Origin of the sequence: Holtiella tumoricola, assembly GCF_027857615.1 — a bacterium.
Lineage (GTDB): Bacteria > Bacillota > Clostridia > Lachnospirales > Cellulosilyticaceae > Holtiella > Holtiella tumoricola.
In genome coordinates this window covers 1-25,158 of sequence record NZ_JAQIFT010000030.1, presented here as the reverse complement: position 1 = coordinate 25,158, position 25,158 = coordinate 1, and the positions used below count along the sequence as shown (strand labels likewise).

Below are 25,158 nucleotides of genomic sequence, written 5' to 3'. Positions count from 1 at the left end.
TGCTAATCTATAACTTATTCTTCTTCATAGTTATGGTACACCTCTTGAACATCATCATCATCTTCAAGAAGTCCCATCATTTTATCCCAAGCTTTAAGGTCAGCTTCATTTGTAATTGTAGCTGATGTTTGTGGAACCATTGTAATTTCTGCTTGTGCCATTTCGATACCTGCGGCTTCAATTGCAGCATATACATCTGAGAATACTTCTGGATCTGTTGTGATAGAGAAGCCTTCTTCTTCTGATTCGAAGTCTTCTGCACCAGCTTCAATTGCAAGCATCATAAGCTCGTCCTCATCCATGTCTGTCGCTTCTCTTTCAATTACGATTTGACCCTTTTTGTCAAACATGAATGCTACACAGCCTGATGTACCCATATTACCATTTCCTTTAGAGAAAGCAGCACGTACGTTTGCAGCTGTACGGTTTTTGTTATCTGTAAGTGTTTCAACGATAACAGCAACACCATTTGGACCATAACCTTCATATGTCATGTGTTCATAAGTAACAGAACCATCTTCACCAGCAGCTTTTTTGATACTTCTTTGAATCGTATCATTAGGCATGTTATTTGATTTTGCTTTTGCAATAACGTCACGTAATTTACGGTTAATGCTAGGATCTGATCCGCCACCTTCTTTTACCGCTACAGCAATTTCACGACCAATTTTTGTAAAGATTTTTCCTTTTGCAGCATCATTTTTGCCCTTTTTATGTTTAATATTGGCAAACTTTGAATGTCCTGACATATATTATAAGCCTCCTTAAATTTATACACTTACGTACATAAACAATTTTCTTCCTTATTGTAACATATTTTGTAGGGTTGTATCAACACTTAACACTTCTTTGAATAAGGTCATAATCACCTTTTTCAATAGAGATTTCAGCATTTGTCTTTTCTATAAGCCATTCAGTAAAGGCTTCTTCTTCACCCATTTCTACTTCTACTATAAAACGTACAACATCGGTGTATTGTGTTTCACGAATAACATACGCTTTGTCATTTAAAAGATATTGTACTTTCCCTGAAAGAGGGTAGGTCATTTCTAACGTAAAAAGGCATACACGCATTTTCTCAACAAGACCTGCTGCTAAGATACCTTCTTTTGCACCTTTACCATAAGCACGTACAAGCCCACCTGTACCTAGTAAAGTACCGCCAAAGTAACGTGTCACAACGATTAATGTATTTTTAATCTGATGCCCTTTTAAAACATCTAGAATAGGTTTCCCAGCAGTGCCACCTGGTTCTCCATCATCACTAAAACGTTGAATTTCATCACGCTCACCTATTTGATAAGCAAAGCAGTTGTGTGTCGCATCCCAATACTTTTTACGAAGCTTTGCCAAAATAGCATCTGCCTCTTCTTGAGATTCTACAGGAAATACGGATGCAATAAAACGTGATTTTTTTTCTACGATTTCTGCATACCCTTCCCCTTCTATTGTGATATAACGCTCTAACATAGTCACCACCTGTCTTAATTTTGCTCATTTTATCATAGCATATACCTATTAAAAGGTAAATTATTAACACTAAAATAAGAGTAAAGCATTTCATCAAAAGATGGCTCTACTCTTACTCTTTGTGATTCCCGTATTTATTGTTAAACATTTTATTGAATATAGTCGTCGAGGATTTCGGTCATAGATGTAAGTGTTACACTACCTTGCTGTAACATTTTAGCAACTTCAAGGGCTTCTTCTTGTTCTTCCGTAAAGTATTCATAATCGCACAGAATGCCTCTTTCTGTTGCTTCTTCTAAACCAATCCCGTAAAAATTCTCTCTCTGAATAACAAAATACTGAATCTGAAGCGTATTTTCAACAGCTTCCCCAACATAAACTTTGTTAAATAACATCTAATAATCCCCCTTGATTTTCATCTATTTTTATTATAGAAGATTATAGAATTTTTTAAAAGCAAAAGATATCGCAATAAATATCTGTTTACGCTATAAATCGTCAAACAATTTAAAATAACGTTTCAAGATATCCTAATACTGGAAATTATATTCTGAAAATTCATTTATGTTGTCGAAGATTGCAAAAAACTTTTTAGTCTACGATATAATCTTTTATTCGATAGAATAAATCTGAATGCATATAACCTGATAAAAGTACACCTTCATTTAAATACTCTTCTTCTAATCTTTCCCCTTGTGCATGGCAGAATGCTACTAAATCTGATTGAGCATAAGGTATTAGAATTTTGAACGCTTTCATCTTCTCATAAAGCATTTCTTCTAGAATATTTAATAAACCTTCTAAATTTTTCTTTTCACGTGCTGAGATTTCAACATGCTGCATTGCCTGTTCATCTTTTAAATAGTGCTCATTCACTTTATCGATTTTATTATAGACTGTAATGATAGGAATATCTGTAATGCCTAATGATTTAAGTGTTTCATGCACCACTTCATAATGAGTTGCTAAATGCTCTGAACTTGCATCCACAACATGTAAAATAATATCTGCATACTTTGCTTCTTCTAATGTAGAATAGAATGCTTTGACTAAATGATGAGGTAATTTACGAATAAATCCTACGGTATCTGTTAAAAGGATTTCACTTCCACTTGGGAGTGCCACTGCACGTGTTGTTGGATCAAGCGTTGCAAAGAGTTGGTCAGCTGCGTAGATATCGCTATCTGCTAATGTATTGAGTAAAGTAGACTTTCCTGCATTGGTATAACCTACAATAGCTACAACAGGTGTACTATTTTTTTGTCTACGACTACGTAGTAGCTGACGATGCTTTTCAAATTGATCAATCTCAGCTTGTAAAAGCTCCATACGTGTACGAATATGACGTTTATCTAACTCTAGTTTCTTTTCTCCAGGTCCACGTGTCCCAATACCACCACCTTGTTTTGAAAGCATGGCACCAAATCCTGTTAAACGAGAGTTCTGGTATTTAAGCTGTGCCATTTCTACTTGAAGTTTACCTTCTTTTGAACGTGCACGTTGTGCAAAAATATCTAAGATAACAAGCGTACGATCCATGACTTTAATGCCTAATGCTTCACTTAAATTACGCATTTGTACAGGAGAAAGTTCATCATCGGAAATAACACCTGTAACATCATGAAGGGCAGCCATTTCACGGATCTCTTCTACTTTTCCACTTCCAATATAAAGTCCTGGATTAATGCTATCTACACGTTGTAGTACTTTGGCAACGACTTCTCCTCCAGCTGTATTTACCAATTCTTCTAATTCATCGAGACTTTCCCATGCAGCCTCTTCTTTTAAATTTTTCTTTTGAGCGGCAAAAAGAATGACACGCTCTTGTACTTTTTTTAATTCTTCCATAGTATTCCTTTCTGATAGATGCCAATTGGCATAATGCTTTCATTATTATACCAAAATTTCACCTAAGCTATAAGGTTTTTGCCTAATTCTTTTTATTTATCTGTGTGTATAGTGTTTATTTCTGTCTTATCCCACTCGTAATACTTATTTTTTCAAAAAAAGAGCCACTGCGATGCAGTGACTCTTTTTCTACGTATTATATTATACTCTAAATAAAAGTTCGCTGTAAGTTGGAATTGGCCAGATTTTTTCATCTACGATTGTTTCAAGAGCATCTGCTACTTCACGTAAAGCTTCCATTTCTGGAAGAACCTTTTCACGGAATGCTTTTGCTTTTTCTAACCCATCACAAATTTGAATTGTACTTGTATGTGCTTCTTCTAAGGCATCAATAGACTTTTTAAGACCATTGAAGAGGCGATTAAGTTCCCCAAGTAATTCACTTTGTGGATCAATATTAAATTGACCAAGACTTGTCATAATACTTACATTTTGAGCAACTTGTGTCATATAATTAAGCACTGCTGGCATAATTTGTGTTTTAGCCATGTTAAGCATTGTACGTGCTTCAATATTAAGTGTTTTGTAATACTCTTCAACCATGATTTCATAACGTGAATGAAGTTCTACCTCTGTAAATACTTTATTTCTACCAAAAAGATCTATTGATTTTTCAGAAATCAATGCTGGAAGTACATCTACAGTTGAAGTGAAGTTTGGAAGGTTACGACGTGTTGCCTCTTCTACCCATTCTTCTGAGTAACCATTTCCATTAAATAAAATACGTCCATGGTCTCTTAATGTATGGCGTACAATATGTTTAATGGTTCTTTGGATATCTTCGCTTTTTTCAAGTTCCTCAGCAAATTTGTTTAATGTATCTGCAACAATGGTATTGATAATCACGTTAGCTTCTGATACACAGCCTGATGAAGGGAACATTCTAAACTCAAATTTATTTCCTGTGAAAGCAAATGGAGAAGTACGGTTACGGTCTGCTACTTCTTTTTTAAGTTTAGGAAGGGTTGCAACACCCATTTCCATCACTTCTTTTGTAAAGCTATCACCATCTTCTCCACGTGCTACGTGATAAAGCATTTCTGTAAGACTTTCACCTAAGAAAATAGAAATAATTGCTGGTGGTGCTTCATTCCCACCTAAACGATGGTCATTGCCTGCTGTTGCTGCAGAAAGTCTTAAAAGATCTGCATGTTTATCAACAGACTCGATAATTGCACTTAAGAAAACAAGAAACTCTAAATTATCTTTAGGTTGTTTTCCAGGTGAGAATAAAACTTTACCTGTATCCGTTACAAGTGACCAGTTATCATGTTTACCTGAACCATTTACACCTTTAAATGGTTTTTCATGAAGTAAACAAGCAAGGTCATGGCGATTTGCTACTTTTTGTAATGTTTCCATAACTAATTGATTTTGATCAGATGCTACATTTGAAGTAGCAAAAATAGGGGCAAGCTCATGTTGAGCTGGAGCTACTTCGTTATGTTTTGTTTTAGAAGGCACACCTAATTTCCAAAGTTCAATATCGATTTCACGCATGAATTTACCGATTTTTTCTTTAATGCTTCCGAAGTAATGATCTTCCATTTCTTGGCCTTTTGGAGGCATTGCACCAAAAAGTGTACGTCCTGTAAAGATTAAGTCTCTACGTTGTTGATATTGACGTTTGTCAACTAAGAAATATTCCTGTTCTGCACCAACTGTTGAGATGACCTTATTGCTCTTATGATCACCTAACGCACGTAATACTCGTAAAGAGGCTTGCTCGATAACTTGCATTGAGCGTAAAAGAGGCGCCTTTTTGTCTAATGCTTCACCTGTATGAGAATAGAATACAGTTGGAATACAAAGGGCTACTCCACTAATATCTTCTTTTAAGAAAGCTGGTGAAGTACAATCCCATACTGTATATCCTCTTGCTTCAAAAGTTTGTCTAAGTCCACCTGATGGGAATGAAGAGCCGTCTGCTTCACCTTTTATAAGTTCTTTTCCTGAGAACTCCATAATCACACGACCGTCTGATGTTGGAGATAAGAAAGAATCATGTTTTTCAGCTGTACGTCCATTCATTGGTTGGAACCAATGAGTAAAGTGTGTTGCACCATGTTCGATGGCCCAATCTTTCATTGCATTTGCTACCACGTCTGCAATACTTGGGTCAAGCTCTAGTCCTTCATCAATTGTTTTATGTAGCTGTTTATAAGTAGACTTTGGGAGTCGCTCACGCATCACCTTGTCGTCAAATACATTTTTACCAAATAACTCAGATAACTTGATGTTTTCCATTTTTTTGCCCCTTTGTCGTAAGATTAGTATAATTTAATATATCATTTCTAGTATCTAATAACAACTCATGAAAATAGAGAAATTTATAGAAGGGTTAAAAAATCACTTGTGCATTATGTCTAAGGTTCGGCATAAATGTCGAATTGTTCCGAAACCTCACCTGGAGCAACGTCCAGTACATTGCTAGGGAGTACATTAACATAGCTTGGAGGTACTTTACCAGATACCATTTTATCAATAAGTACAATACGCCTTGAAATATGTACTTGGTCTGAGAATAGAGGTACAACAACTTGTACGGTTGTATCAACATCTAACCACACAGTATGATTTACCTGATTAATTCCTGTAGACCGAATCTGATTATCATAGTCAACTTTAACTGTTCCTATGGGAAGAACTTGAATACTAAGTTCAGGTCCTAAATTGGCAAAAATACGACTGCCTGTCAAATTACCTAGAGGAACTTTAAATGAAATCGTTCCTATTGTTGCAAGCTTCTCTACTACCTTATCTACAATGTCAGCACACAATGTATTAATAAGGATAGAATTTACATTCCAAGAAACCAGTTCACCTGCATCATTATAGTCATAACTGATTAAGTCTTCCTCTGTTACTTGAGAGCTTTCAAGAGAGAGATTGACCGCCTCATTAATTGCTTTTGTCGAAATAGTAGTGGCTTCTTTCTCTGCCATAGCAATAACAGTTGGCATAACTTCTCGATCTAATTGAATATAAATTACGGCAAATATGGCAATAATTAAAAGAAGTGCAAAGGCACCTTTAATATTATGACTCTGATTACTTTTAACATAAGGCGATGAATAAGCATAATGTTTCGGTTTAGGGGTGGGTCTATAGCGATATTTATAATTTCTAAACATAGCTTGCCTCCATTTAATACTTTATTTTATTAATATATTCGACTAAGGGGAATTCCATGACAAACAATAAAACATAACTCAAATAATGAATTAAATATTAAAGTTTTATTACTATTCATTAGTAAGACTTTCCTATTCTAATATTTCAGCTTATACTGATACAGAGTATACCTTGTATTTTATTTTGCCCAAATTCACCAGATTTGTTATAATACCCTAGTGAGGAGGATGATAGATGAATTATTCTAAAGATTCACGTTCAAAAAAAATCGACGAGACTAATAAAAATACAAAAAAGAAAAAGACTAAAAAAGCAAAAGTCACGGCATTTCGTGTCGTTGTCATAGCCCTTGTCATCGGAGTGTTTGCCGTATTCGGTGCAGGACTTGGGATCTTCATGGGCATTATCAAAAGTGCGCCAGATGTATCCACTATCAACATTAAACCAACCACAGATTTTACTTCTTTTGTCTATGACCAAAATGGTGTAGAAATTGATAGATTATCCGGTGGAGAAAATCGTATTTATGCAAAAATGGAGCAAATCCCGCAAAATCTTCAAGATGCTGTCGTTGCGATTGAAGATGCAAGGTTCTATGAACATAACGGGATTGATATCCGTGGTATTATGCGTGCGATTGTAGTCAATTTAAAAGCTGGTGATATTGTTGAAGGGGCAAGTACAATTACGCAACAAGTTATCAAAAACAATGCTTTAACAAGTGAACAAACTTTTGTTCGTAAAATCCAAGAGCAATATTTAGCACTTCAAATAGATGCCCTTTATGATAAAGAGCTTATCTTAGAGTACTACCTTAATACAATGCCACTTGGTCATGGTACTAACGGTGTACAAGCTGCTGCAAATCGTTACTTTGGAAAAGATGTATCCGAACTTTCACTTGCTGAATGTGCCGTTATTGCAGGGATTACTCAAGCCCCAACACGATACAGTCCAATACGTAATCCAGAAAACAACTGGGATAAAGCAAAGCTTATTTTATCTTACATGCAAGAACAAGGTTATATTACTGAAGAAGAAAGACAAGCTGCACTTCTAGAAGATCCATATAAAAATATTCAAGAAGTTAACCAAAAATACGAGAAAGATTCTTCTCATAGCTATTTTGTAGATGCTGTAATTGAACAAGTTATTGATGATTTAGTGGAACAAGGTATGACACCAACTCAAGCCAATAACTTACTCTTTGGTGGTGGTGTTGAAATTTATACGACACTCGACCAAGATATTCAACGTATTGTAGATAATAAAATGGCTGATGATAGTCTCTTCCCAAGCTATAAAGAGTATGTCATTAACTATAGTGCAACAATTGTTAAACCTGATGGTGAAGAAATCCATCGCGGTGCAGAAGGCGTTATAAAGTCTAAAGATGAAGAAGAAATTTTCAAAAAGGCTAAACAGGAAGAATGGGGTGTTGAAGAAGGTGATAAACTTGTCAACGAAGCCGTTCAATTCATTCCTCAAGCACAAGCTGCCTTCGTTATTTCAGATCCATATAATGGTCATGTAAAAGCTCTTTCAGGTGGACGTGGTATGAAATACGGTGATCGTACATTTAACCGTGCGACACAAGCAAAACGTCAACCAGGTTCATGTTTTAAAGTACTTGCTGCTTATGCTCCAGCATTAGATTTAGGTCTTCTTTCACCTGGATCAGTACTTGTAGATGAGCCTTATACTATTAACAAATACTCACCTAAAAACTGGCGTAGTTATTACAAAGGTCCTACAACCATTCGTGAAGCTATTTGGGATTCTATGAACGTTTTAGCAGTTAAAACCATTGATATGGTAGGTATTGATACCGCTTATAATTATTTATTAAACTTTGGATTTACAACCTTATCAGATACTGATAAAGTGTATTCGCTTCCACTGGGTGGTTTAACAGACGGTGTGACACCTCTTGAACTCAATGCAGCTTATGCTGCTATTGCTAATCAAGGAACCTATACTGAACCACTTCTTTATACACAAGTTCTTGATCGTAATAAAGAAGTTATTTTAGATAATACCGTTCCAAAGACACATACTGTAATCAAACCTTCTACTGCTTCTATGCTTACAGACATGATGGAAGACGTTGTTAAAATTGGTACAGGTACAAAAGCTGCTAATGGTATGGGTGGTATGCCTGTATCTGGTAAAACAGGTACAACTTCAGATAATAAAGACTTTTTATTTGCTGGTTATACACCTTATTATACTGCAACAGTATGGATGGGTTATGATAGACCACAAGAATTTACAGCCAATGGCGCACACCTTAACCTTTGGTCAAGTATTATGTCAGAAGTTCATAAAGATCTTCCTAATAAAGATTTTGAACTTGTTACAACAGGTTATACTAAAACGTCTATTTGTTCAGCTTCTGGTAAGATTCCTACAGAACTTTGTTCTTCCGCTAGCGATAACAAAATTGTGTCTGATTACTTCCAAAAGAATCAAGCACCATCTGAGTACTGTGACGTTCATGTCCATGAACAAATATGTAGTGTCTCAGGTAAAATTGCTACAGAGTTCTGTCCACAAGATAGTATTGTAACAAAAGTAGTTAATCGTCATGGTGAAGTAAGTAAAGATCAATTATGTGATGTGCATACACAGCATACAGAAATTGAAACACCAGATGATCCACAACTTCCTGAATGGGGTGAATGGCCTTGGGGTGGTGGCGAAGATACCCAACCACCTACAGAAGGTGAAACAACACCTCCTACTACACCAGACCAACCAGTACCTCCTACTACACCAGGAGAACCTGTTACACCAAATCCAGATGATGAAAGTGGATTCTTCATTCCACAAGGTTAATAAAAAGCCGGTAATGTTAAACATTACCGGCTTTTTATTGTATTAACTATTCTCTTATTCCTTTAGCTTAGTGGTGCTGGATTATCTGCCTCTGATGGCATTAATGGTACTTCTTCTACTATTTCATCTAAAATTTGATTAGCTGGTGTAGGTTTAGCAATCTCTGGCTTAACGGCTTGTGGCTGGGCAGCATTTTGCGTGCTTGTTTCTATTGCTTCACCTACCCTAGATTTCGTTCCAACACGAATAACTTCACCACGTGCACGATAGGTACTTGTATTAATCAGCTGTTTGTCAATAAGTTGCCCATTTCTATAAAGAAGACGATAAAGTTTTACTTTTTTACCTTCTAATGGACGCACTTCTTGAATTTTTTGATCTGTATAAAGTTCTGAATCCTGAATAATCTTTGTCTCTGGTGGTTCAATAGTTTCAATTTGTTCAGAGGCAAATTTAATCTCATCATATTCTAGTTTAAGGCCTTTATATCCAAAAATGTTAACAATCACATGATTATTTTCACAATATGCTTCTACAAATAATGGATATTCTGAGTTATTTCTAAACTTAAAATCAATAATATCTGATGCATACGTTGCATCTCTTCCTAATGGGACATAAGCAACAGGTAAAGAGTGATTTGCACGAGAATAAATTTCTACATCACTAAGCAGTAAAGCGTTATATAAAGTAGAAGCTATTTGGCATACACCTCCGCCTATCCCTTCTTCTAATTTCCCATTTACAATAACTTTAGAGTTACGATACCCTGCTGCTTGAGTAATGGGTTCAAGCTGATTGGCAAGGGAAAAGATCTCACCGGGTGCTAATTGAATATTAATCTTTTGAGATGCAAGTTTAAGATTTTCATTACGGTCTAAATCCGCATTGTTATAAGAAGTTGAAAAACTTGCAAGTGGTGTTTGTGCTTCTGCTAAATGGGCTTTTGTAACCATTGGCATAACCGCTTTCATTACAACTTGAATAGGTGTTTCATCTAAGGTATCACTATTTAATACATCAGCCACAATCTTAGCCGTTTCAGTTACATCTAATGTATAACCCTTCTCTTCTACTGTAAAATTAAACTTACGATTTTCTCTTTTCATTGTTGCATCAATAGGCGCGATTTCAAAAATTTCTTTTTTACTTTCTAAAATATTTTCTATCTCTGCACTGTCATAAGTTGTTTTTGTCGTAAAATGGTGTGGTCCCGAATTTTTATTACGGGCTGCCTTGAAGCGTTCAAAGTAATTGCCTTCATGTCCCACCAAATAGGCTTGATCTAAGCAAGTTTGTAGATCTGTTTCTGGTGAAAATTGACTTAATGTAATCGTTTGTTTTTGATCTTCATTCATTAAAGTAATAGCATGGTTCTCATGGTAGGTGTCTAGCTGTTTGGTGACTTTTTTCTTTGCCTCCTCAGGTGTAAGCCCCCCTATAGGTATATCATTAATATATACTTCTTGACTATAAACTAAGTCATAAGCAGATACAACATGATGCACATAAGCGAGTGCACTACATATAACGCCTAATATGAGTACGAGCCCAATGATTATACTAACGATAAGTACTTTCTTCTTGTTAGTTGCCATAGCCGCCTCCTATTATATAAATAATCTTTTTAACCTTATTGTACTAAAAAGCAAACTGTGCAAATACGCTTAATACCATTGCAGCGATGAGTAGTAAACTAACACCCATAACAACTTGTTTTTTATGTTTATGCATCATACTAAACAGGTTTTGATTGGATTTTTTCTTTTTATTTTTTTGATTATTCTTAGACATTTTCTTCCTCCCGGTATAATAAATGGTGCTTAATACAGTAAGTATAATCGACTACTTTTCTTGTTGTATTAAAACGAATGGTTGCTTTGGGCCCATCTACTTTTTCAATAATACCTTTGCCATAAATTTTATGTTTTACCTTTTCACCTTCTTTTAGAACCACTTTCGGATGAAGCATTTCTAAAACAAAAGGAGAATTTTCTGTTTTCTTTTGATGGCGTTCCTTGGGAATCATTAAATAAAGGTAGGCCTTTGCTCTTGTTAATCCAACGTAAAAAAGGCGACGCTCTTCTTCTAACTGTATTTCACCTAAACTTTTATTGTGTGGTACAATCCCATCAACAATATCAATCAAAAATACGGCTTTAAACTCCAGTCCTTTCGCACTATGCATAGTTGATAAACTAATGCCTACATGGCTTTTATCTTTCATACTTTGCCTTATACTTTGAGCTACAGCAATTAGACTTTCTTCCCATTCTTCTACTGTTTTGTACGCTTTTGCAGATTCTTCTAGCTCCTCTAATAGTTCAATGAGACCCTCTGAAGGTATTTTGCGGTATTTCGCATAGTCAAGCATATAGTGCTCATAGCCTATGATATGACGTATGTAAGGAACGGCCTCTTTAAGTGGAAGATTTGCTAGTCTTTGGAGATGGAAAATCAATTCTTCTACTCTATCATGCTGACTTTGATTAAGACTTGCTAAACGAGTTAATGTATTTAAGAAATCTCCACCTTTTGCAGCTGCCTCTTGAAGTGCAACTTTACTAATATAACGACTTGGACGATTGATAATTTGCATACCTAATTCTGCATTACCACGATCTTTAGCTAGATGGAGGTAAGTTAAAATATCTTTAGTCATCCATTGGTCATAAAGAGTCGCACAAGCATCTTTAATCACAAAAGGAAGTTGAGCTTTTCTTAATGCTTCAATAATCGGCCTTGCTTGCACATTGGTACGATAAATAATGGCACATTCGTGAAGAGGGACATTTTGTTTTTGGAGTTTAAAAATTTCTTGAAGCAACATCTCTGCTTGGTCATTACTATCTTTACAGTAAAGAATGTTTGGATTTGGGCCTGTACCTTGATGCGCTAACATACGTTTTTCGTACCTAATCGTATTATAACCTATTAAGTTATTACTGTAACGTAAAATATTTTCTGTTGAACGATAATTTACGTCGAGTATGACTTTCTTGACAGGTTTAAAATACTCCTCAAAAGAAAGTAAAAATTCTGGTTTTGCACCTCTAAATTGATAAATACTTTGGTCATCATCTCCTACTACAAATAGATCAGGTTTATGGCCTGCAAGCAATTTGATAATTTCAAATTGGACACAGTTAATATCTTGGAACTCATCTATTAAAATATGCTTGTACTTAGCTTGGTAGAACTTAAGTACATTAGGATCATTTTGTAAGAGATAATAAGTATGTGTAAGCATATCATCAAAGTCAAAAAGGCCTTGCCTTTCTTTGAAATTTTCATAGGCTTGATATACGGCTAAAAAAAGTTCTTTAGAAAGCCCATCTGGATTATAAAATCTTGGTTGAATCAATTGATTTTGCATAAGTGTCAAATGGCTTAAGAAGACTTCTACAAAATCTTCATAATCATCACTCACATCCATTCCTGCATAAATCTTTTCAATGATTTGTCTTTTTTTATCTTCTTGAAGCAGACGCTCCAGCGCATAACGGTTTGGATTACTATTTCTTAAAATACGGTAAAATATGGAGTGAAATGTACCAAATGCCACTTGATGCAAACCATCTTTTTGATGATAACGTATTTTCATTTCTTCTGCTGCTGCTTTAGTAAAGGTAATTACCAAAATATTTCTAGGGTTACATCCTAAAGCATGAATCATATGATAGACTCTTTCTGTAATAACAAAGGTCTTACCTGACCCCGGTCCTGCAATAACCATCACTGGACCAAGCGGCATATGAACTGCAGCATATTGGTTGTCATTAAGCATTCTATTTTTCATAAGTATGTCATCTTTCATTCATAAGTTTTCTCTTTTCATTATACTCTCTTCTTTCAATTAAAATCAATTTGTATTATAATAAATGTAGTTTTTATACCTTAGTGAAGAAAGAAAGGAATGATACTTTGAATCCTTTTTTAAATTTAGTCGTGCGTTTTAGTGGTGTGATCGGTGTAGTAATTCTCTTTCTAGTTTGTGCTTGGTGTATAAAAAAAGGAATTCATAAGCGTAATGATAGTTGGGAAAGCTATTTAAAAGAAGAATGTGAAGCCAATGCTACTCTACAAACTTCTTTCCCTTTTCAATTATTATTGACGATAGATTGGAATAAAATACCTCAGGTTACAAGTGAAAAATGTGAAGTTTTTTATCATACACTTTTATCTTTTGAAACTAAAAAAATGGTCCATTTAAAAGATCTTTCTAATACAGAAGTCAAGAAACTATATGGAATTAACTTTTTTAGTCAACTGATTCAAAATGAGGAAACTTTTTATCAATTTATGAAGCATCTTATTGCTTATGGAGACCTATTAGAAGAAGAAAACTTTTTAAAGGAAAGCATACAGGTATATGAATATGTTATGTCTTTTGATTACAGCAATCAAAAGATGAGAGGCAAACTTATGACTCATTATGAATAGACGGGGACTGTTTGAAAACTTAAAGCATTAAAACATACAGTTAAAACGAATTAAGAGGGTGTTAGATATGAATATTGGGATATTTACAGATACGTATTTACCGCAAATTAACGGCGTTGTCAGTTCCATCGTAACGCTTGAAGAACAACTAAAAAAACAAGGTCATAACGTTTATATTTTTACAATTAGCCATCCACAAGCAGATGACAATAAATCTTATGTCTATCGTATACCAAGCTTACCTTTTGTTTTCTTGAAAGACCACCGTGTAGGTATTATCTACTCACAAAAACTTGTCAATCGTGTTAAAAAGTTAAAGTTAGATATTATTCTATCTCAAACTGAATTTTCACTTGGTTTCTTAGCAAAACTTATTTCTAAGAAACTCGATGTACCAATGGTACATACTTACCATACGATGTATGAAGAATACATGCACTATATTTCAAAAGGTGTTGAATTCTCTCCTGAACTTGCACGTAAATATAGCAAAATGTTTTGTAATAGTGTTGATGGTATTGTGGCACCTACACAAAAAACTAAAGATTTACTTTTAAGCTATGGTGTAAAGAAACCTATTGAGGTTATTCCTACAGGCATTAACTTTGCTCCATTTAGTCCAAGCCGTTATACACAAGAGGATATTCGCACGTTGAAAGAACAGTATCATTTACCACAAGATGCACCTACTGTACTTTTTGTAGGACGTATTGCTAAAGAAAAGAGTATTGATTTTGTACTTGACGCTTTCCCTGAGGTTGTAAGACACATTCCAAAGGCTAAATTCTTCATTGTAGGAGATGGCCCTGAAACAAGTAACCTTAAAGAACAAGTACGAGAGTTGCAATTAGAAGATTCAGTTATTTTTGCAGGTCTGCAACCTTGGGCAACTATCGGGAAGTTTTATCAATTAGGTGATGTCTTTGTTAGTGCTTCTGTCTCAGAAACGCAAGGTTTAACCTTTGCCGAAGCTATGGCTGCTGGCTTACCTGTTGTAGCAAAACATGATGAAAGTATTGAAGCACTTGTTCAAGATGATTACAATGGGCGTAAATTTATAACAAAAGAAGAACTTTCTAAAGCACTCATTGATCTTTTAGAAGATGAACGCTATCGTAAAACCTTATCTGTTCATGCCATGAGTTCTGTTGCACCACTTTCAGATGAGATCTTTGGTCAAAATGCAATGGCTTACTATGAACGTATTCTTGCTGCCAAACAAGAAGCTAAAAATCAAGCAAAAGCAAAAAAACATTTAATTAAACCTAAAAAACAAAAATAAAAAAGGAGAGTTGTCAGGTGCAACTCTCCTTTTTATTTCTAATCATTGAAGTACACTCATCTCTTCTTTAGTACATATGTCCTCTTTCAAGCGCCTCTTGTGCTGGTGCTGGAAGGTCTTTTAAACGCTTTGTTAAGCCGTGTGGGCATACAGTTAAGAACATACAATCTAGACACTTAGGTGCACGTGCTGTACATATAGCACGTCCATGAGCAATGACTTGCGTATTATAACGAATCCAATGTTCTTTAGGTAACTTTTTCATCAGTTCCATTTCAATTGGAACTGGGTCTGTTGCTAATGTGAGCCCCCAACGAATAGAAATACGCTTAACATGTGTGTCTACAACAACGCTTGGAATATGAAAGATATTACCGCGTACAACATTAGCTGTTTTTCGCCCTACTCCCGCTAAATGTGTCAAGGCATCAATATCTTGTGGCACTTCCCCTCCATATTTCTCACATAATGTGGTTGCACAAGCCTTAATATTTTTTGCCTTATTTTTATAGAATCCTGTACTTTTTACATCTTGCTCCAGCTCTTCTAAGTCAGCTTTTGCAAAGTCCTCTGCTGTACGGTATTTTTTAAAAAGGCTCTGTGTGACAATATTCACGCGATCATCCGTACATTGTGCACTAAGCATAGTAGCAATAAGAAGCTGAAGTGGATTTTCATGATTTAAATAACAAATCACTTCTTTTTCATAATAGGTATCTAGTGTTTCTAAAATACGTTCTATACGTTGTTTCTCTGTCATGTTGTCTCCTTTTACTAAGCCTTAATCAATGAGTTTAAGTGTGTATAGCGTGCAGGTTGTACTGTATAGTCAAAGAGTATAGCCATTGGAATGCATTCTTTTTGTAAATGACCATTCACATCATACTCAAACCATTCAATATGCATTTTTCTAAGACGTTGTCTAGAGGTCCAAGTAGAATCTACACCTACTTCTTCTACCATAAAGGCATCATCACGTATTAAACTGTTTGCATGTTCATGGTAAGGCGTTTGATCTAATGTAACAAGTTGAGCCGGTACCTCTTTAATCATTTCATGAGCATACCAATCCATTTTTACCAGTTCTCGTACTAATTCTGAGTTGATACCTGCTAATGTATCTGCAAATTCAACAAGGATTAAGTAATAAGCATCCTTTTTATGAGCAACCTTATCATAGCCTTTCTCTTCCCAGAAATCATTAAAGGCTTCGTAGAAATCAAAAGGTGATGTACAAAGTGTATAGAGGTATTCTAAACTTCTACTAAAGCGCTCACTATTATAATAACGCTCAACCAGTTCTTCTATACCATGTAATCTTAAAAGTTCTGCAAAACTAATATGTTTAGTGTAAAGCACTTCATAAGGTGCTTTTTGATGATAAATAATGCCATATTCTTCTGCTTTTTTACGAAGGCCTGAACCTTTAAGAAGCTTTAAGAAACCGAGTTGAAATTGTTCTGGTCTTAAACTAATGACATCATTAAAAGATTGTCTAAAAGATGCGTAGTCTTCAAAAGGTAAACCTGCTATTAAATCTAAATGCTGATGAATATTACCAAGTTTTTTTATTTTTAGTGAAATTTCGCGAATATCTTCAAATGGCATTTTACGGTCAATGGCTGTCAGAACTTCTAGATTACTAGACTGCACTCCTATTTCAAATTGAATAAGCCCTGGTCTTGCATCTTTTAAAAGTCCAAGACATTCATCAGTTAAAAGTTCTGCTGCTATTTCAAAGTGGAAATTAGTATAACCATTATCATGTTCTATAATATACTGCCATATGGACCTGGCATAATATTTATGGGTATTAAAAGTACGGTCCACAAATTTAACTTGTTTAACACGATTATCTAAGAAATATTGAATTTCTGAAAGGACACGTTCTAGTGGCATAAAACGTACACCTTTTTCTATAGAAGATAAACAATATTGGCAGTTAAAAGGGCACCCTCTTGAAGCTTCATAGTACATAATTTTATGTTCAAGACCTGTAAGGTCATCATATACAAAAGGTAACTTGGCCATATCCATAAGTGGACGTGCCATATTGCGCTGTACTTTTCCTTCTTTGTCACGATATACAATACCTTTGATACTTTCTAAATCACCTACATCTTCAATCAGATAAGATGCATAGTCATACCAAGTTTCTTCACCTTCATTCTCAATAACAACGTCAATAGGCATTTTATCAAATAGACTTTCACTATTATAAGAAACTTCTGGGCCACCTAAAACAATTTTTGTATCTGGCAGTACTTTTTTAATAAGTGGAACAAGTTCTTCCACTAAATCCATGTTCCAAATATAACAAGACAATCCAAGTACATCGGGTTGTTTAACATAAATCTCTTTTAATATAGCACCCATCTGGTGATTAATCGTTAGTTCTAATATCTCCATATGCTCTTTGTAATCGTTACAATAGTCACGAATAAGTCTAAGTGCTAATGAAGAGTGTATAAATTTAGCATTAAATGAAACAAGTAATATCTTCACAATAATTAAATCCTTCCTTAGTATAATACTACTATTATAACATAAGTTCGTCTATTGCCAAAAGGAGCAAGAATTTGTTATACTATGTTACATTATTAATCTTGGGGGAATGACTATGAAAAGAACAAAGGATACAACGGTTAGTCTTGTTAAAGGGCAGTTACCACCAAAAGAAAAAAAAGAAGTCTATGACTGGGAACAAAAAGCTACCAGAACCCTAGAGCCTTGGCATTTAAGTAGTATTGCCTTAATTGGGGATGTTCTTATTTTAATCATGTATATGTTTATTGATGTAGGTATAAGCTATCAGCTTCCTATAGGATTGACTGGACTTATTGTTGGACTTTTATTAATTGGAATCAGTATATATTTAACCTATAAAAAGAAATGGTCTATAGGTGTTCTACGCTATTCTAAAATGATTAATGGTGTGGCGCTCTGTATTACGCTTGTTTTATTAGGCTTAACACTCTTTATCGCTTAATCTATATAAAAAAGCACTAGCTTAAGCTAGTGCTTTTTTATATAGAAATTTTAGTAGTTAGGATTTACAGTTGATGTACCATATCCTGTGCCATAACCAGTTGTGCCATAGCCTGTTGTACCATATCCTGTTGTTCCATTGTATGTGCCATTATTATAAGTACCGTTATTATAAGTACCTGTTCCATCATAGCCATAGCCATAACCATTACCATAGTTACCATAGCCATTATAGCCATAACCATCATAACCTGTTGTTGAATCATAACCTGCAGCACAACCTACGAAAGATAAAACACCTGCTACTACTAACATTAACATGCATGCTTTTTTCATATTGCATTCTCCTTTGCTAAATAAATGTTATGACCTTATTATAAGCAAAGTTCAATATTTTATACTCCAAGAAGAAAGAGGTTAAATTTGATAATTTAACCTCTAATTTATTTTTATTAGTTTGTTAGTTTTTCATGTATGGCTTGAGCAGCTTTTTTACCTGCACCCATTGCTAAAATAACAGTTGCAGCACCTGTTACAACATCACCACCTGCATACACATTTTCTTTACTCGTTTCCATTGTCTCTTCATGTACAATAATGCCACCCCATTTTTGAACTTCAAGTCCTGGTGTTGTACTACGGATTAATGGATTTGGACTTTGTCCAATGGCAATAATCACTGTATCCATATCTAGACAATGATTACTTCCTTCTTCCTCTACAGGACGTCTTCTACCAGAAGCATCTGGCTCTCCAAGTGTCATATTCACACATTCAAGTTGGCTTACAGCACCATCTTGACCATGGATTTTTACAGGATTACATAGAAGTTTAAAAATAATGCCTTCTTCTTTAGCATGATGGATCTCTTCACGTCTTGCTGGTAGCTCTTCTTCTCCACGACGATAAATAATATACACTTCTTCTGCACCCAAACGTTTTGCTGTACGTGCAGCATCCATGGCTACATTTCCGCCACCAACAATCGCTACTTTTTGTCCTACAAAAATAGGTGTTGGGGCATTTGGAAAGTCATAAGCTTTCATTAAGTTAGAACGGGTTAAAAATTCATTTGCAGAATATACTCCATTTAAATTTTCCCCTTCTATATGCATGAAGTTAGGAAGTCCAGCACCACTACCAACAAATACTGCTTCATAACCCTCTTCCATGAGTTCATCAATCGTAATACTTCTTCCTACGATAACATTTTTTTCAATATGTACACCTGATTCAACGATTTTTTGAACTTCTTTTGCAACAAGTTGTTTAGGTAATCTAAATTCTGGAATACCATACACTAATACGCCTCCTACTTCGTGAAGGGCTTCAAAAAGGGTTACATCATAGCCCAGTCTTGCTAGTTCTCCTGCACATGTAAGACCTGCTGGACCTGCACCAACAATCGCTACTTTTTTACCATTTGATTCTACTTTTTTCACTTCTTGTGTTACATTGTCCATTACATAGTCTGCAACAAAACGTTCAAGACGTCCAATACCTACTGGCTCACCTTTTCTTCCTCTTACACATTTACCTTCACATTGATTTTCTTGAGGACAAACACGTCCACAAATAGCAGGTAAAGCATTTTCACTTGTAATGATTTCATAAGCTTGTTCAAAATGACCTTTAGCTACTTCTTGTATAAATTCTGGGATAGGTACATTAACTGGACATCCATCTACACAAAAACGTTGTTTACAGTTTAAGCAACGACTAGCTTCTTCAACAGCCATTTCTGCTGTATAGCCTAGGGTAACTTCTTTGAAGTTTTTATTACGTACATTAGGATCTTGCTCTGGCATAGCCACTTTATCCAAACGCATATTAGGCATTTTGGCCACCTCCAAGTTTCATACGACATACATGTTCTTCTTGTTTCTTATACATATTTTGACGACGCATCGCTTCATCAAAATCTACTTCAAAACCATCAAAATCAGGTCCATCTACACAAGCAAACTTAGTCTTGCCACCAACTGTTACACGGCATCCACCACACATCCCTGTTCCATCAATCATAATTGGATTGAGTGAAACCATAGTTTTAATGTCTAAAGGTTTTGTAATACCTACAACTGCTTTCATCATAGGCAGTGGACCAATGGCAATAACTTCATCATAAACAACGCCATTAGCTAAAAGTTCATTAAGTACGTCTGTTACAAATCCATTTGTTCCCAGTGAACCATCATTCGTTGCAAAGTATACATTATCAGTAATTTCTTTGAACTCCTCTTGTAAAATAACGTAGTCTTTATCACGTCCACCTAAGATAACGTCACAAGCTACACCTTGCGCTTTCAGTTCTTTAATTTGTGGATATAATGGTGCAGCACCTACACCTCCACCAATACCGAGTACACGTTTTTTAGCATGTAACTGAGCAGGCATGCCTAAAGGCCCAGCAAAATGGGCAATGGTATCTCCAACTTCTTTTTCTGCTAATTTTGTTGTAGAGTAACCTACTATCTGATAAATGATAGAAACGGTTTCAGCTTCACGATCGTAATCTTGTATAGTTAATGGAATACGCTCGTCTCCTTCATTTGCACATAATATAATAAATTGTCCTGGTTCACACTTACGTGCTACATAAGGTGCATGGACAACCATTTTTTCTACGAGATGATTCAATTTTTGTTTTGCTACTATTTTATACACGATAACCTCCTATGCGATCTGCAAGATTTTGATATGGTGTTGAACGTGTAAATCAATATATATATCCCCTACACGTACAATAGGCCTATAAACACAGTGTGGATGAACAAATACGACTTCGCCCACTTCACCTGTTGATAAAACAACAAATGTCCCTACATAATAATTAGCTATATTATTAATGAAGGTCATTAATATTTCAGGATCTAATTGACCAAAGACCCCATTTTGTAAAAGCTCTAGCACCTCAAAAGGTGATTGATTCTTGCGATAAATACGATGTGCAGTCATAGCATCATAAATATCTGCAATGTTAATAATATTTTGTAGCTTTTGACTTACTACAGGATGTTCCATCTTATTATGCCTGATTTCACCAAGCACCTCATAACCATAACGAATATATTTTGTCATTTGATTATAATCATCACAAGCGAAACCATCAGCCCCATTGAGAACCTTCTCAGGAATTCTCTCTTGTCCTACATCATGCACAAGAGCAAGAAGAATAAGTTCTTCTATCATTTCTTCATTACATTCCATCCATTTCCCCATAAGCATAGAAAGTAAGGCTACATTAATACTATGTGTATATATATATTCATCAGCAAGACGAATCATGTTAATACAAGCTAGAATTGTATAATTTTGATTAAAGTCAAGCTGCATACGTTCTGCAATCTCCTTAAGTGCTTTTATATCTAAAACTTTCGTAACTGTTAAATGATCTAAAATAACTTTAAGTTCTTTGCGATGCCCCTCATATTTTTCAATAACTTCAGGTGCTACATTCCAGATATTGTTCCATGGACCTACGTAGACACATATTTTGTTATAATTGAATTTATAAAGTTTTTGTATAATTGTATCTGTCAAGATTTGCTCAGCCCCCACAATTGTTAAACCTGTAGTTAGATCAATAACAGGTTCAGCTGTTACCATACCTGGTAAACATCTTGTAACTGGAAGATCAATTTTATACATAGCCTCTCTCCCTATCTGATCATAGTATAAATGCTTCTAAGCATATTATATTATAATACAATTATAAATAATAGGTAAAGTTATCAAAAAAAATTATTTTGTCGAATAAAACAGATAAAAATTAAAGCTCCCATAGAGGGAGCCTAATTTTTAATAAGCAACACCTTGCATATACATTGCATCTGCAACTTTTAAGAACCCTGCAATATTAGCACCAAGTACATAATTATCTGGTTGACCATACTCTGTCGCTGCATCACGTGCACTCTGATGAATAGATTTCATAATATTATGAAGTTTTTCATCTACTTCTTCAAATGACCAGTTATAACGCATACTATTTTGTGACATTTCAAGTCCCGATGTTGCTACACCACCTGCATTAGCTGCTTTACCTGGTCCGAATAATACGCCGTTTGCTAAAAGTACTTCAACAGCTTCTGGTGTACAAGGCATATTCGCCCCTTCAGCAACAGCTTTTACACCGTTTTCAACGAGCATTTTAGCATCTTCTTCGTGAAGCTCATTTTGTGTTGCACAAGGAAGTGCAATGTCACATGGAATTTGCCAGATGCCACGGCATCCTTCTGTGTATGATGCATTTGTTCTTGTTTTTGTATACTCAGCAATACGTTTTCTATCTACTTCTTTAAGTTGTTTAACAAGATCAAGGTCAATACCTTCTGGGTCATAGATGTAACCATTTGAGTCACTCATTGCTACAACTTTAGCTCCTAATTGAACAGCTTTTTCAGCTGCATAGATAGCTACATTCCCAGATCCAGAGATAACAACTGTTTTACCATTAAAGGAATCATTACGTGTTGCAAGCATTTCAGCTGTAAAATAGCAGCAACCATACCCAGTTGCTTCTTTACGAACGAGTGAGCCACCGTATGAAAGACCTTTTCCTGTAAGAACACCTGTGAATTCATTTTGAAGACGTTTATATTGTCCATACATATAACCAATTTCACGTGCACCTACACCAATATCTCCTGCTGGTACATCTGTAAATTGTCCAATATGTTTACTTAGCTCTGTCATAAAGCTTTGGCAAAATCTCATAATTTCTTGATCTGATTTACCTTTTGGATCAAAATCACTACCACCTTTTCCTCCACCCATAGGAAGACCTGTTAATGAATTTTTGAAAATTTGTTCAAAACCTAAGAATTTAATGACACCAAGATTTACTGATGGATGGAAACGAAGACCACCTTTGTAAGGCCCTATTGCACTGTTAAATTGTACACGATATCCACGATTTACTTGTACTTTACCTGCATCATCTACCCAGGAAACCCTAAAGATAATAACACGTTCAGGTTCAACCATACGCTCAAAGATTCCTGCATCTATATATTTAGGATTTTTTTCTGCTACTGGTTCCATACAAAGTAATACTTCGTGAACCGCTTGATGAAATTCTGGTTGTGCTGGATGATTTGCAATAACTCGTTCCATTAAATCTGTCATATAAGCTGTGCGAAATGCCATAATTTTATCCCCCTATAATTTAAATTAGTTAGTTATGTAAAAGACCATTTTTATATAGTAGTATATTATCATATTCATAGAAAAATGCAAGTTAAAAATTATATATTTCATATTTTTGTATATTCATGACTATAACCTCGGGAATTTTTTATACTTTTTCGCTTATCCTGCAAGAATATATATACATAGGTTCAAATTTTAAGTTTTAAAAAAGAGATACTGAACTATTTTATTAGTATTTCAATAGTTCAATACCTCTTCTAACACTTTTTTGATTAGTATTTTATGGTGTCTCACTCATGGATGACAATCATTGTATCACTTGGGAGGTTTTCATAGAGCCACATAGCATCTTCTTCACGCATGACAATATCACCTTTAGTTTGTCCTTCACCTAAACGATTAAGAACATCCATCTTAATATGCCAATATTCATCGCGTGTCATACCGTGAATACGTATTTGCTCTGAGAGCATAATCCAGTAATTACCGCCTTCTAAATGTTCCTCTGAAAAATATTTATCTCCCTTTGATTGTACATAAAATGTTCCTTTTGTAGTTGGTGTTTTCTCACTTCCACCTGAACATTGAATATTTTTTACCACTTGAGAGCCTTGATAAACTATCATTTCTTGATTTTTCCCTAATTTGATTTCCGCCCAATAACGGTCTCCTGCCAAGGGTTGTGTTGTAAAATGAATGGCAAAAGGATCACTCTTTTCCCCTGATGCCGCTTCAATTTGTATGTTGCCCTTATAGATTTTGTCTGGAGTTAGTAGCTCTTTTGGATAAAACTCTGCTCGGTATTCAGATTTCAGCTTTCCAACTAATGTCTCATCACCTAACTGCAAATAAGCTGCTGTCATAGGCGTCTTACTTGCAACACTAATTCGAGGATACAGTCCTACCCACTTACTTCCAACATTAGGAGACACTGTATCAATCTGAGGTTTAATATCTGTATGTAAAACAACTTTTTGATTTTCTGCCAACATCACATTAGATTGAGATGGCATTCCTTTTTTAAAGGTTAATATGTACTTATGATCATTTTCTAATGGCTTTTTAGGCGTAAAATTAAAGCGAGTATAGTCTGTAATATTTTTACCATCTTGTGTATACTGTACAGGCTCAATAATAAAGTCTGCATCTGAAGATAAGAAGCGATGAATAACATCTTTATTCATCGGTGTGTTAAATTGTACTTCAAAAGACTGAGTGGTTGCAATGAGAATTTCATCCACCGGAGAAACAATTTGAATATCACTTTGGAACTGGATAGGAATGGTTGCTTGTTTAGTCATTCCACTATACTTAGTAGGCGCATGATCAATAATGAGATAGATTTTTTGTCCACGTACATCTCCTTCTTCAGTAAGCTGGAGTTTACAAACTTGTGGGCTTACCCAATCTACCTTGCATCCAAACTCTTCTGCATATCCTAATTGATTTTTAACTTTAATCGTATCTTTAAAACCTTCTTTATCCATAGGGAATAGGAAATTAATTGTGACGGTTGCACCCGCTTCATCTACTTCTACCCAATGAAAGTTTAAATCTCGCACGACGAATAGTGCAAGCGTTAATAACACTAGCGTTAAAGCGCTTAAAAATAGTGTTTTACTTGGCTTCATCCTCTCACCTCACATAACTTTCTAGATTTATATATATGTAAGAGAGCGGACAAACATACCAGATTTGTGGACAAGAAAATAAGGATTGTAAAAAACAAAAAAGCACCTCCTAAGAGATGCTTTAAGTAAATGCCCAGAGCCGGAATCGAACCAGCGACACGAGGATTTTCAGTCCTCTGCTCTACCGACTGAGCTATCTGGGCATAAGTGGAGGGAGAAGGATTCGAACCTTCGAAGGCGGTGCCAACAGATTTACAGTCTGCCCCCTTTGGCCACTCGGGAACCCCTCCATATCAACTTAATCAATAT

21 protein-coding genes and 2 tRNA genes are annotated in these 25,158 nt (G+C 35.3%); 4 read left to right on the top strand and 19 right to left on the bottom strand.

The window, feature by feature from the left end:
• Positions 1–14 precede the first annotated feature (14 nt).
• From PBV87_RS07245 to yunB, 6 genes are all read right to left on the bottom strand, one after another.
• Positions 15–749, bottom strand: coding sequence for a YebC/PmpR family DNA-binding transcriptional regulator (locus tag PBV87_RS07245; RefSeq protein ID WP_053983383.1), 735 nt, complete (start codon positions 747–749; stop codon positions 15–17).
• 82 nt (positions 750–831) lie between these two features.
• Entirely contained in the window at positions 832–1,470 is a 639-nt protein-coding gene (locus PBV87_RS07240) for a YigZ family protein (protein WP_053983382.1), read from the bottom strand.
• Between the two features lie 149 nt (positions 1,471–1,619).
• Positions 1,620–1,865, bottom strand: a complete 246-nt coding sequence (locus PBV87_RS07235; RefSeq protein WP_053983381.1) for a DUF6514 family protein — start codon at positions 1,863–1,865, stop codon at positions 1,620–1,622.
• A gap of 196 nt (positions 1,866–2,061) precedes the next feature.
• Positions 2,062–3,318, bottom strand: a complete 1,257-nt coding sequence (gene hflX / locus PBV87_RS07230) for a GTPase HflX (RefSeq protein WP_271011674.1) — start codon at positions 3,316–3,318, stop codon at positions 2,062–2,064.
• Between the two features lie 201 nt (positions 3,319–3,519).
• Positions 3,520–5,625, bottom strand: a complete 2,106-nt coding sequence (locus tag PBV87_RS07225) for a glutamine synthetase III family protein (RefSeq protein ID WP_271011673.1) — start codon at positions 5,623–5,625, stop codon at positions 3,520–3,522.
• A 119-nt stretch (positions 5,626–5,744) separates the two neighbouring features.
• The gene (yunB, locus tag PBV87_RS07220) at positions 5,745–6,512 is read right to left on the bottom strand and encodes a sporulation protein YunB (RefSeq protein WP_271011672.1); all 768 of its coding nucleotides are present in this window, start codon (positions 6,510–6,512) and stop codon (positions 5,745–5,747) included.
• 235 nt (positions 6,513–6,747) lie between these two features.
• Between yunB and PBV87_RS07215 the strand changes: the two genes are divergently transcribed.
• The gene (locus PBV87_RS07215) at positions 6,748–9,351 is read left to right on the top strand and encodes a transglycosylase domain-containing protein (protein ID WP_271011671.1); all 2,604 of its coding nucleotides are present in this window, start codon (positions 6,748–6,750) and stop codon (positions 9,349–9,351) included.
• Between the two features lie 62 nt (positions 9,352–9,413).
• On the opposite strand, the gene PBV87_RS07210 is transcribed toward PBV87_RS07215, so the two are convergent.
• The 3 genes from PBV87_RS07210 to PBV87_RS07200 are packed head-to-tail and all read right to left on the bottom strand — an operon-like array spanning position 9,414 to position 13,168.
• Entirely contained in the window at positions 9,414–10,949 is a 1,536-nt protein-coding gene (locus tag PBV87_RS07210) for a VanW family protein (RefSeq protein WP_271011670.1), read from the bottom strand.
• 43 nt (positions 10,950–10,992) lie between these two features.
• On the bottom strand, positions 10,993–11,145 hold the full coding sequence (locus PBV87_RS07205; protein ID WP_154668778.1) for a hypothetical protein: 153 nt from the start codon (positions 11,143–11,145) through the stop codon (positions 10,993–10,995).
• Entirely contained in the window at positions 11,138–13,168 is a 2,031-nt protein-coding gene (locus PBV87_RS07200) for an ATP-dependent helicase (protein ID WP_271011669.1), read from the bottom strand. The genes PBV87_RS07205 and PBV87_RS07200 overlap by 8 nt, the downstream gene beginning before the upstream one ends.
• A 131-nt stretch (positions 13,169–13,299) precedes the next feature.
• On the opposite strand from PBV87_RS07200, the gene PBV87_RS07195 reads away from it, so the two are divergent.
• Positions 13,300–13,794 (top strand): hypothetical protein, encoded by a 495-nt coding sequence (locus PBV87_RS07195; RefSeq protein ID WP_271011668.1) that lies wholly within the window; start codon positions 13,300–13,302, stop codon positions 13,792–13,794.
• A gap of 67 nt (positions 13,795–13,861) precedes the next feature.
• Positions 13,862–15,076: a glycosyltransferase family 4 protein gene (locus tag PBV87_RS07190; RefSeq protein ID WP_271011667.1), complete on the top strand. Its 1,215-nt coding sequence runs from the start codon at positions 13,862–13,864 to the stop codon at positions 15,074–15,076.
• 67 nt (positions 15,077–15,143) lie between these two features.
• Here PBV87_RS07190 and nth read toward each other — a convergent pair whose 3' ends face one another.
• The gene (nth, locus tag PBV87_RS07185; RefSeq protein ID WP_053983371.1) at positions 15,144–15,836 is read right to left on the bottom strand and encodes an endonuclease III; all 693 of its coding nucleotides are present in this window, start codon (positions 15,834–15,836) and stop codon (positions 15,144–15,146) included.
• A 14-nt stretch (positions 15,837–15,850) separates the two neighbouring features.
• The gene (locus tag PBV87_RS07180) at positions 15,851–17,581 is read right to left on the bottom strand and encodes a B12-binding domain-containing radical SAM protein (protein WP_271011666.1); all 1,731 of its coding nucleotides are present in this window, start codon (positions 17,579–17,581) and stop codon (positions 15,851–15,853) included.
• A 115-nt stretch (positions 17,582–17,696) separates the two neighbouring features.
• Here PBV87_RS07180 and PBV87_RS07175 point away from each other — a divergent pair, with 115 nt between their 5' ends.
• Entirely contained in the window at positions 17,697–18,065 is a 369-nt protein-coding gene (locus tag PBV87_RS07175; RefSeq protein WP_271011665.1) for a hypothetical protein, read from the top strand.
• 50 nt (positions 18,066–18,115) lie between these two features.
• Here PBV87_RS07175 and PBV87_RS07170 read toward each other — a convergent pair whose 3' ends face one another.
• The 8 genes from PBV87_RS07170 to PBV87_RS07135 all read right to left on the bottom strand — a co-directional run bounded on the left by PBV87_RS07170 (position 18,116) and on the right by PBV87_RS07135 (position 25,139).
• Positions 18,116–18,400 (bottom strand): hypothetical protein, encoded by a 285-nt coding sequence (locus PBV87_RS07170; protein WP_198524867.1) that lies wholly within the window; start codon positions 18,398–18,400, stop codon positions 18,116–18,118.
• 116 nt (positions 18,401–18,516) lie between these two features.
• Positions 18,517–19,902 (bottom strand): NADPH-dependent glutamate synthase, encoded by a 1,386-nt coding sequence (gltA, locus tag PBV87_RS07165; protein WP_271011664.1) that lies wholly within the window; start codon positions 19,900–19,902, stop codon positions 18,517–18,519.
• Positions 19,895–20,731, bottom strand: coding sequence for a sulfide/dihydroorotate dehydrogenase-like FAD/NAD-binding protein (locus PBV87_RS07160; protein ID WP_053983367.1), 837 nt, complete (start codon positions 20,729–20,731; stop codon positions 19,895–19,897). Before PBV87_RS07160 ends, gltA begins: the two co-directional genes overlap by 8 nt.
• 9 nt (positions 20,732–20,740) lie before the next feature.
• Positions 20,741–21,715: an HD-GYP domain-containing protein gene (locus tag PBV87_RS07155; protein WP_271011663.1), complete on the bottom strand. Its 975-nt coding sequence runs from the start codon at positions 21,713–21,715 to the stop codon at positions 20,741–20,743.
• A 150-nt stretch (positions 21,716–21,865) separates the two neighbouring features.
• The gene (gdhA, locus tag PBV87_RS07150) at positions 21,866–23,215 is read right to left on the bottom strand and encodes an NADP-specific glutamate dehydrogenase (protein ID WP_271011662.1); all 1,350 of its coding nucleotides are present in this window, start codon (positions 23,213–23,215) and stop codon (positions 21,866–21,868) included.
• Positions 23,216–23,508: 293 nt separating this feature from the next.
• Positions 23,509–24,849, bottom strand: a complete 1,341-nt coding sequence (locus PBV87_RS07145; RefSeq protein ID WP_271011661.1) for a L,D-transpeptidase family protein — start codon at positions 24,847–24,849, stop codon at positions 23,509–23,511.
• A 130-nt stretch (positions 24,850–24,979) separates the two neighbouring features.
• Positions 24,980–25,052: transfer RNA gene (locus tag PBV87_RS07140), tRNA-Phe, on the bottom strand.
• Positions 25,053–25,057: 5 nt separating this feature from the next.
• A tRNA-Tyr gene (locus tag PBV87_RS07135) sits at positions 25,058–25,139 on the bottom strand.
• Positions 25,140–25,158 lie beyond the last annotated feature (19 nt).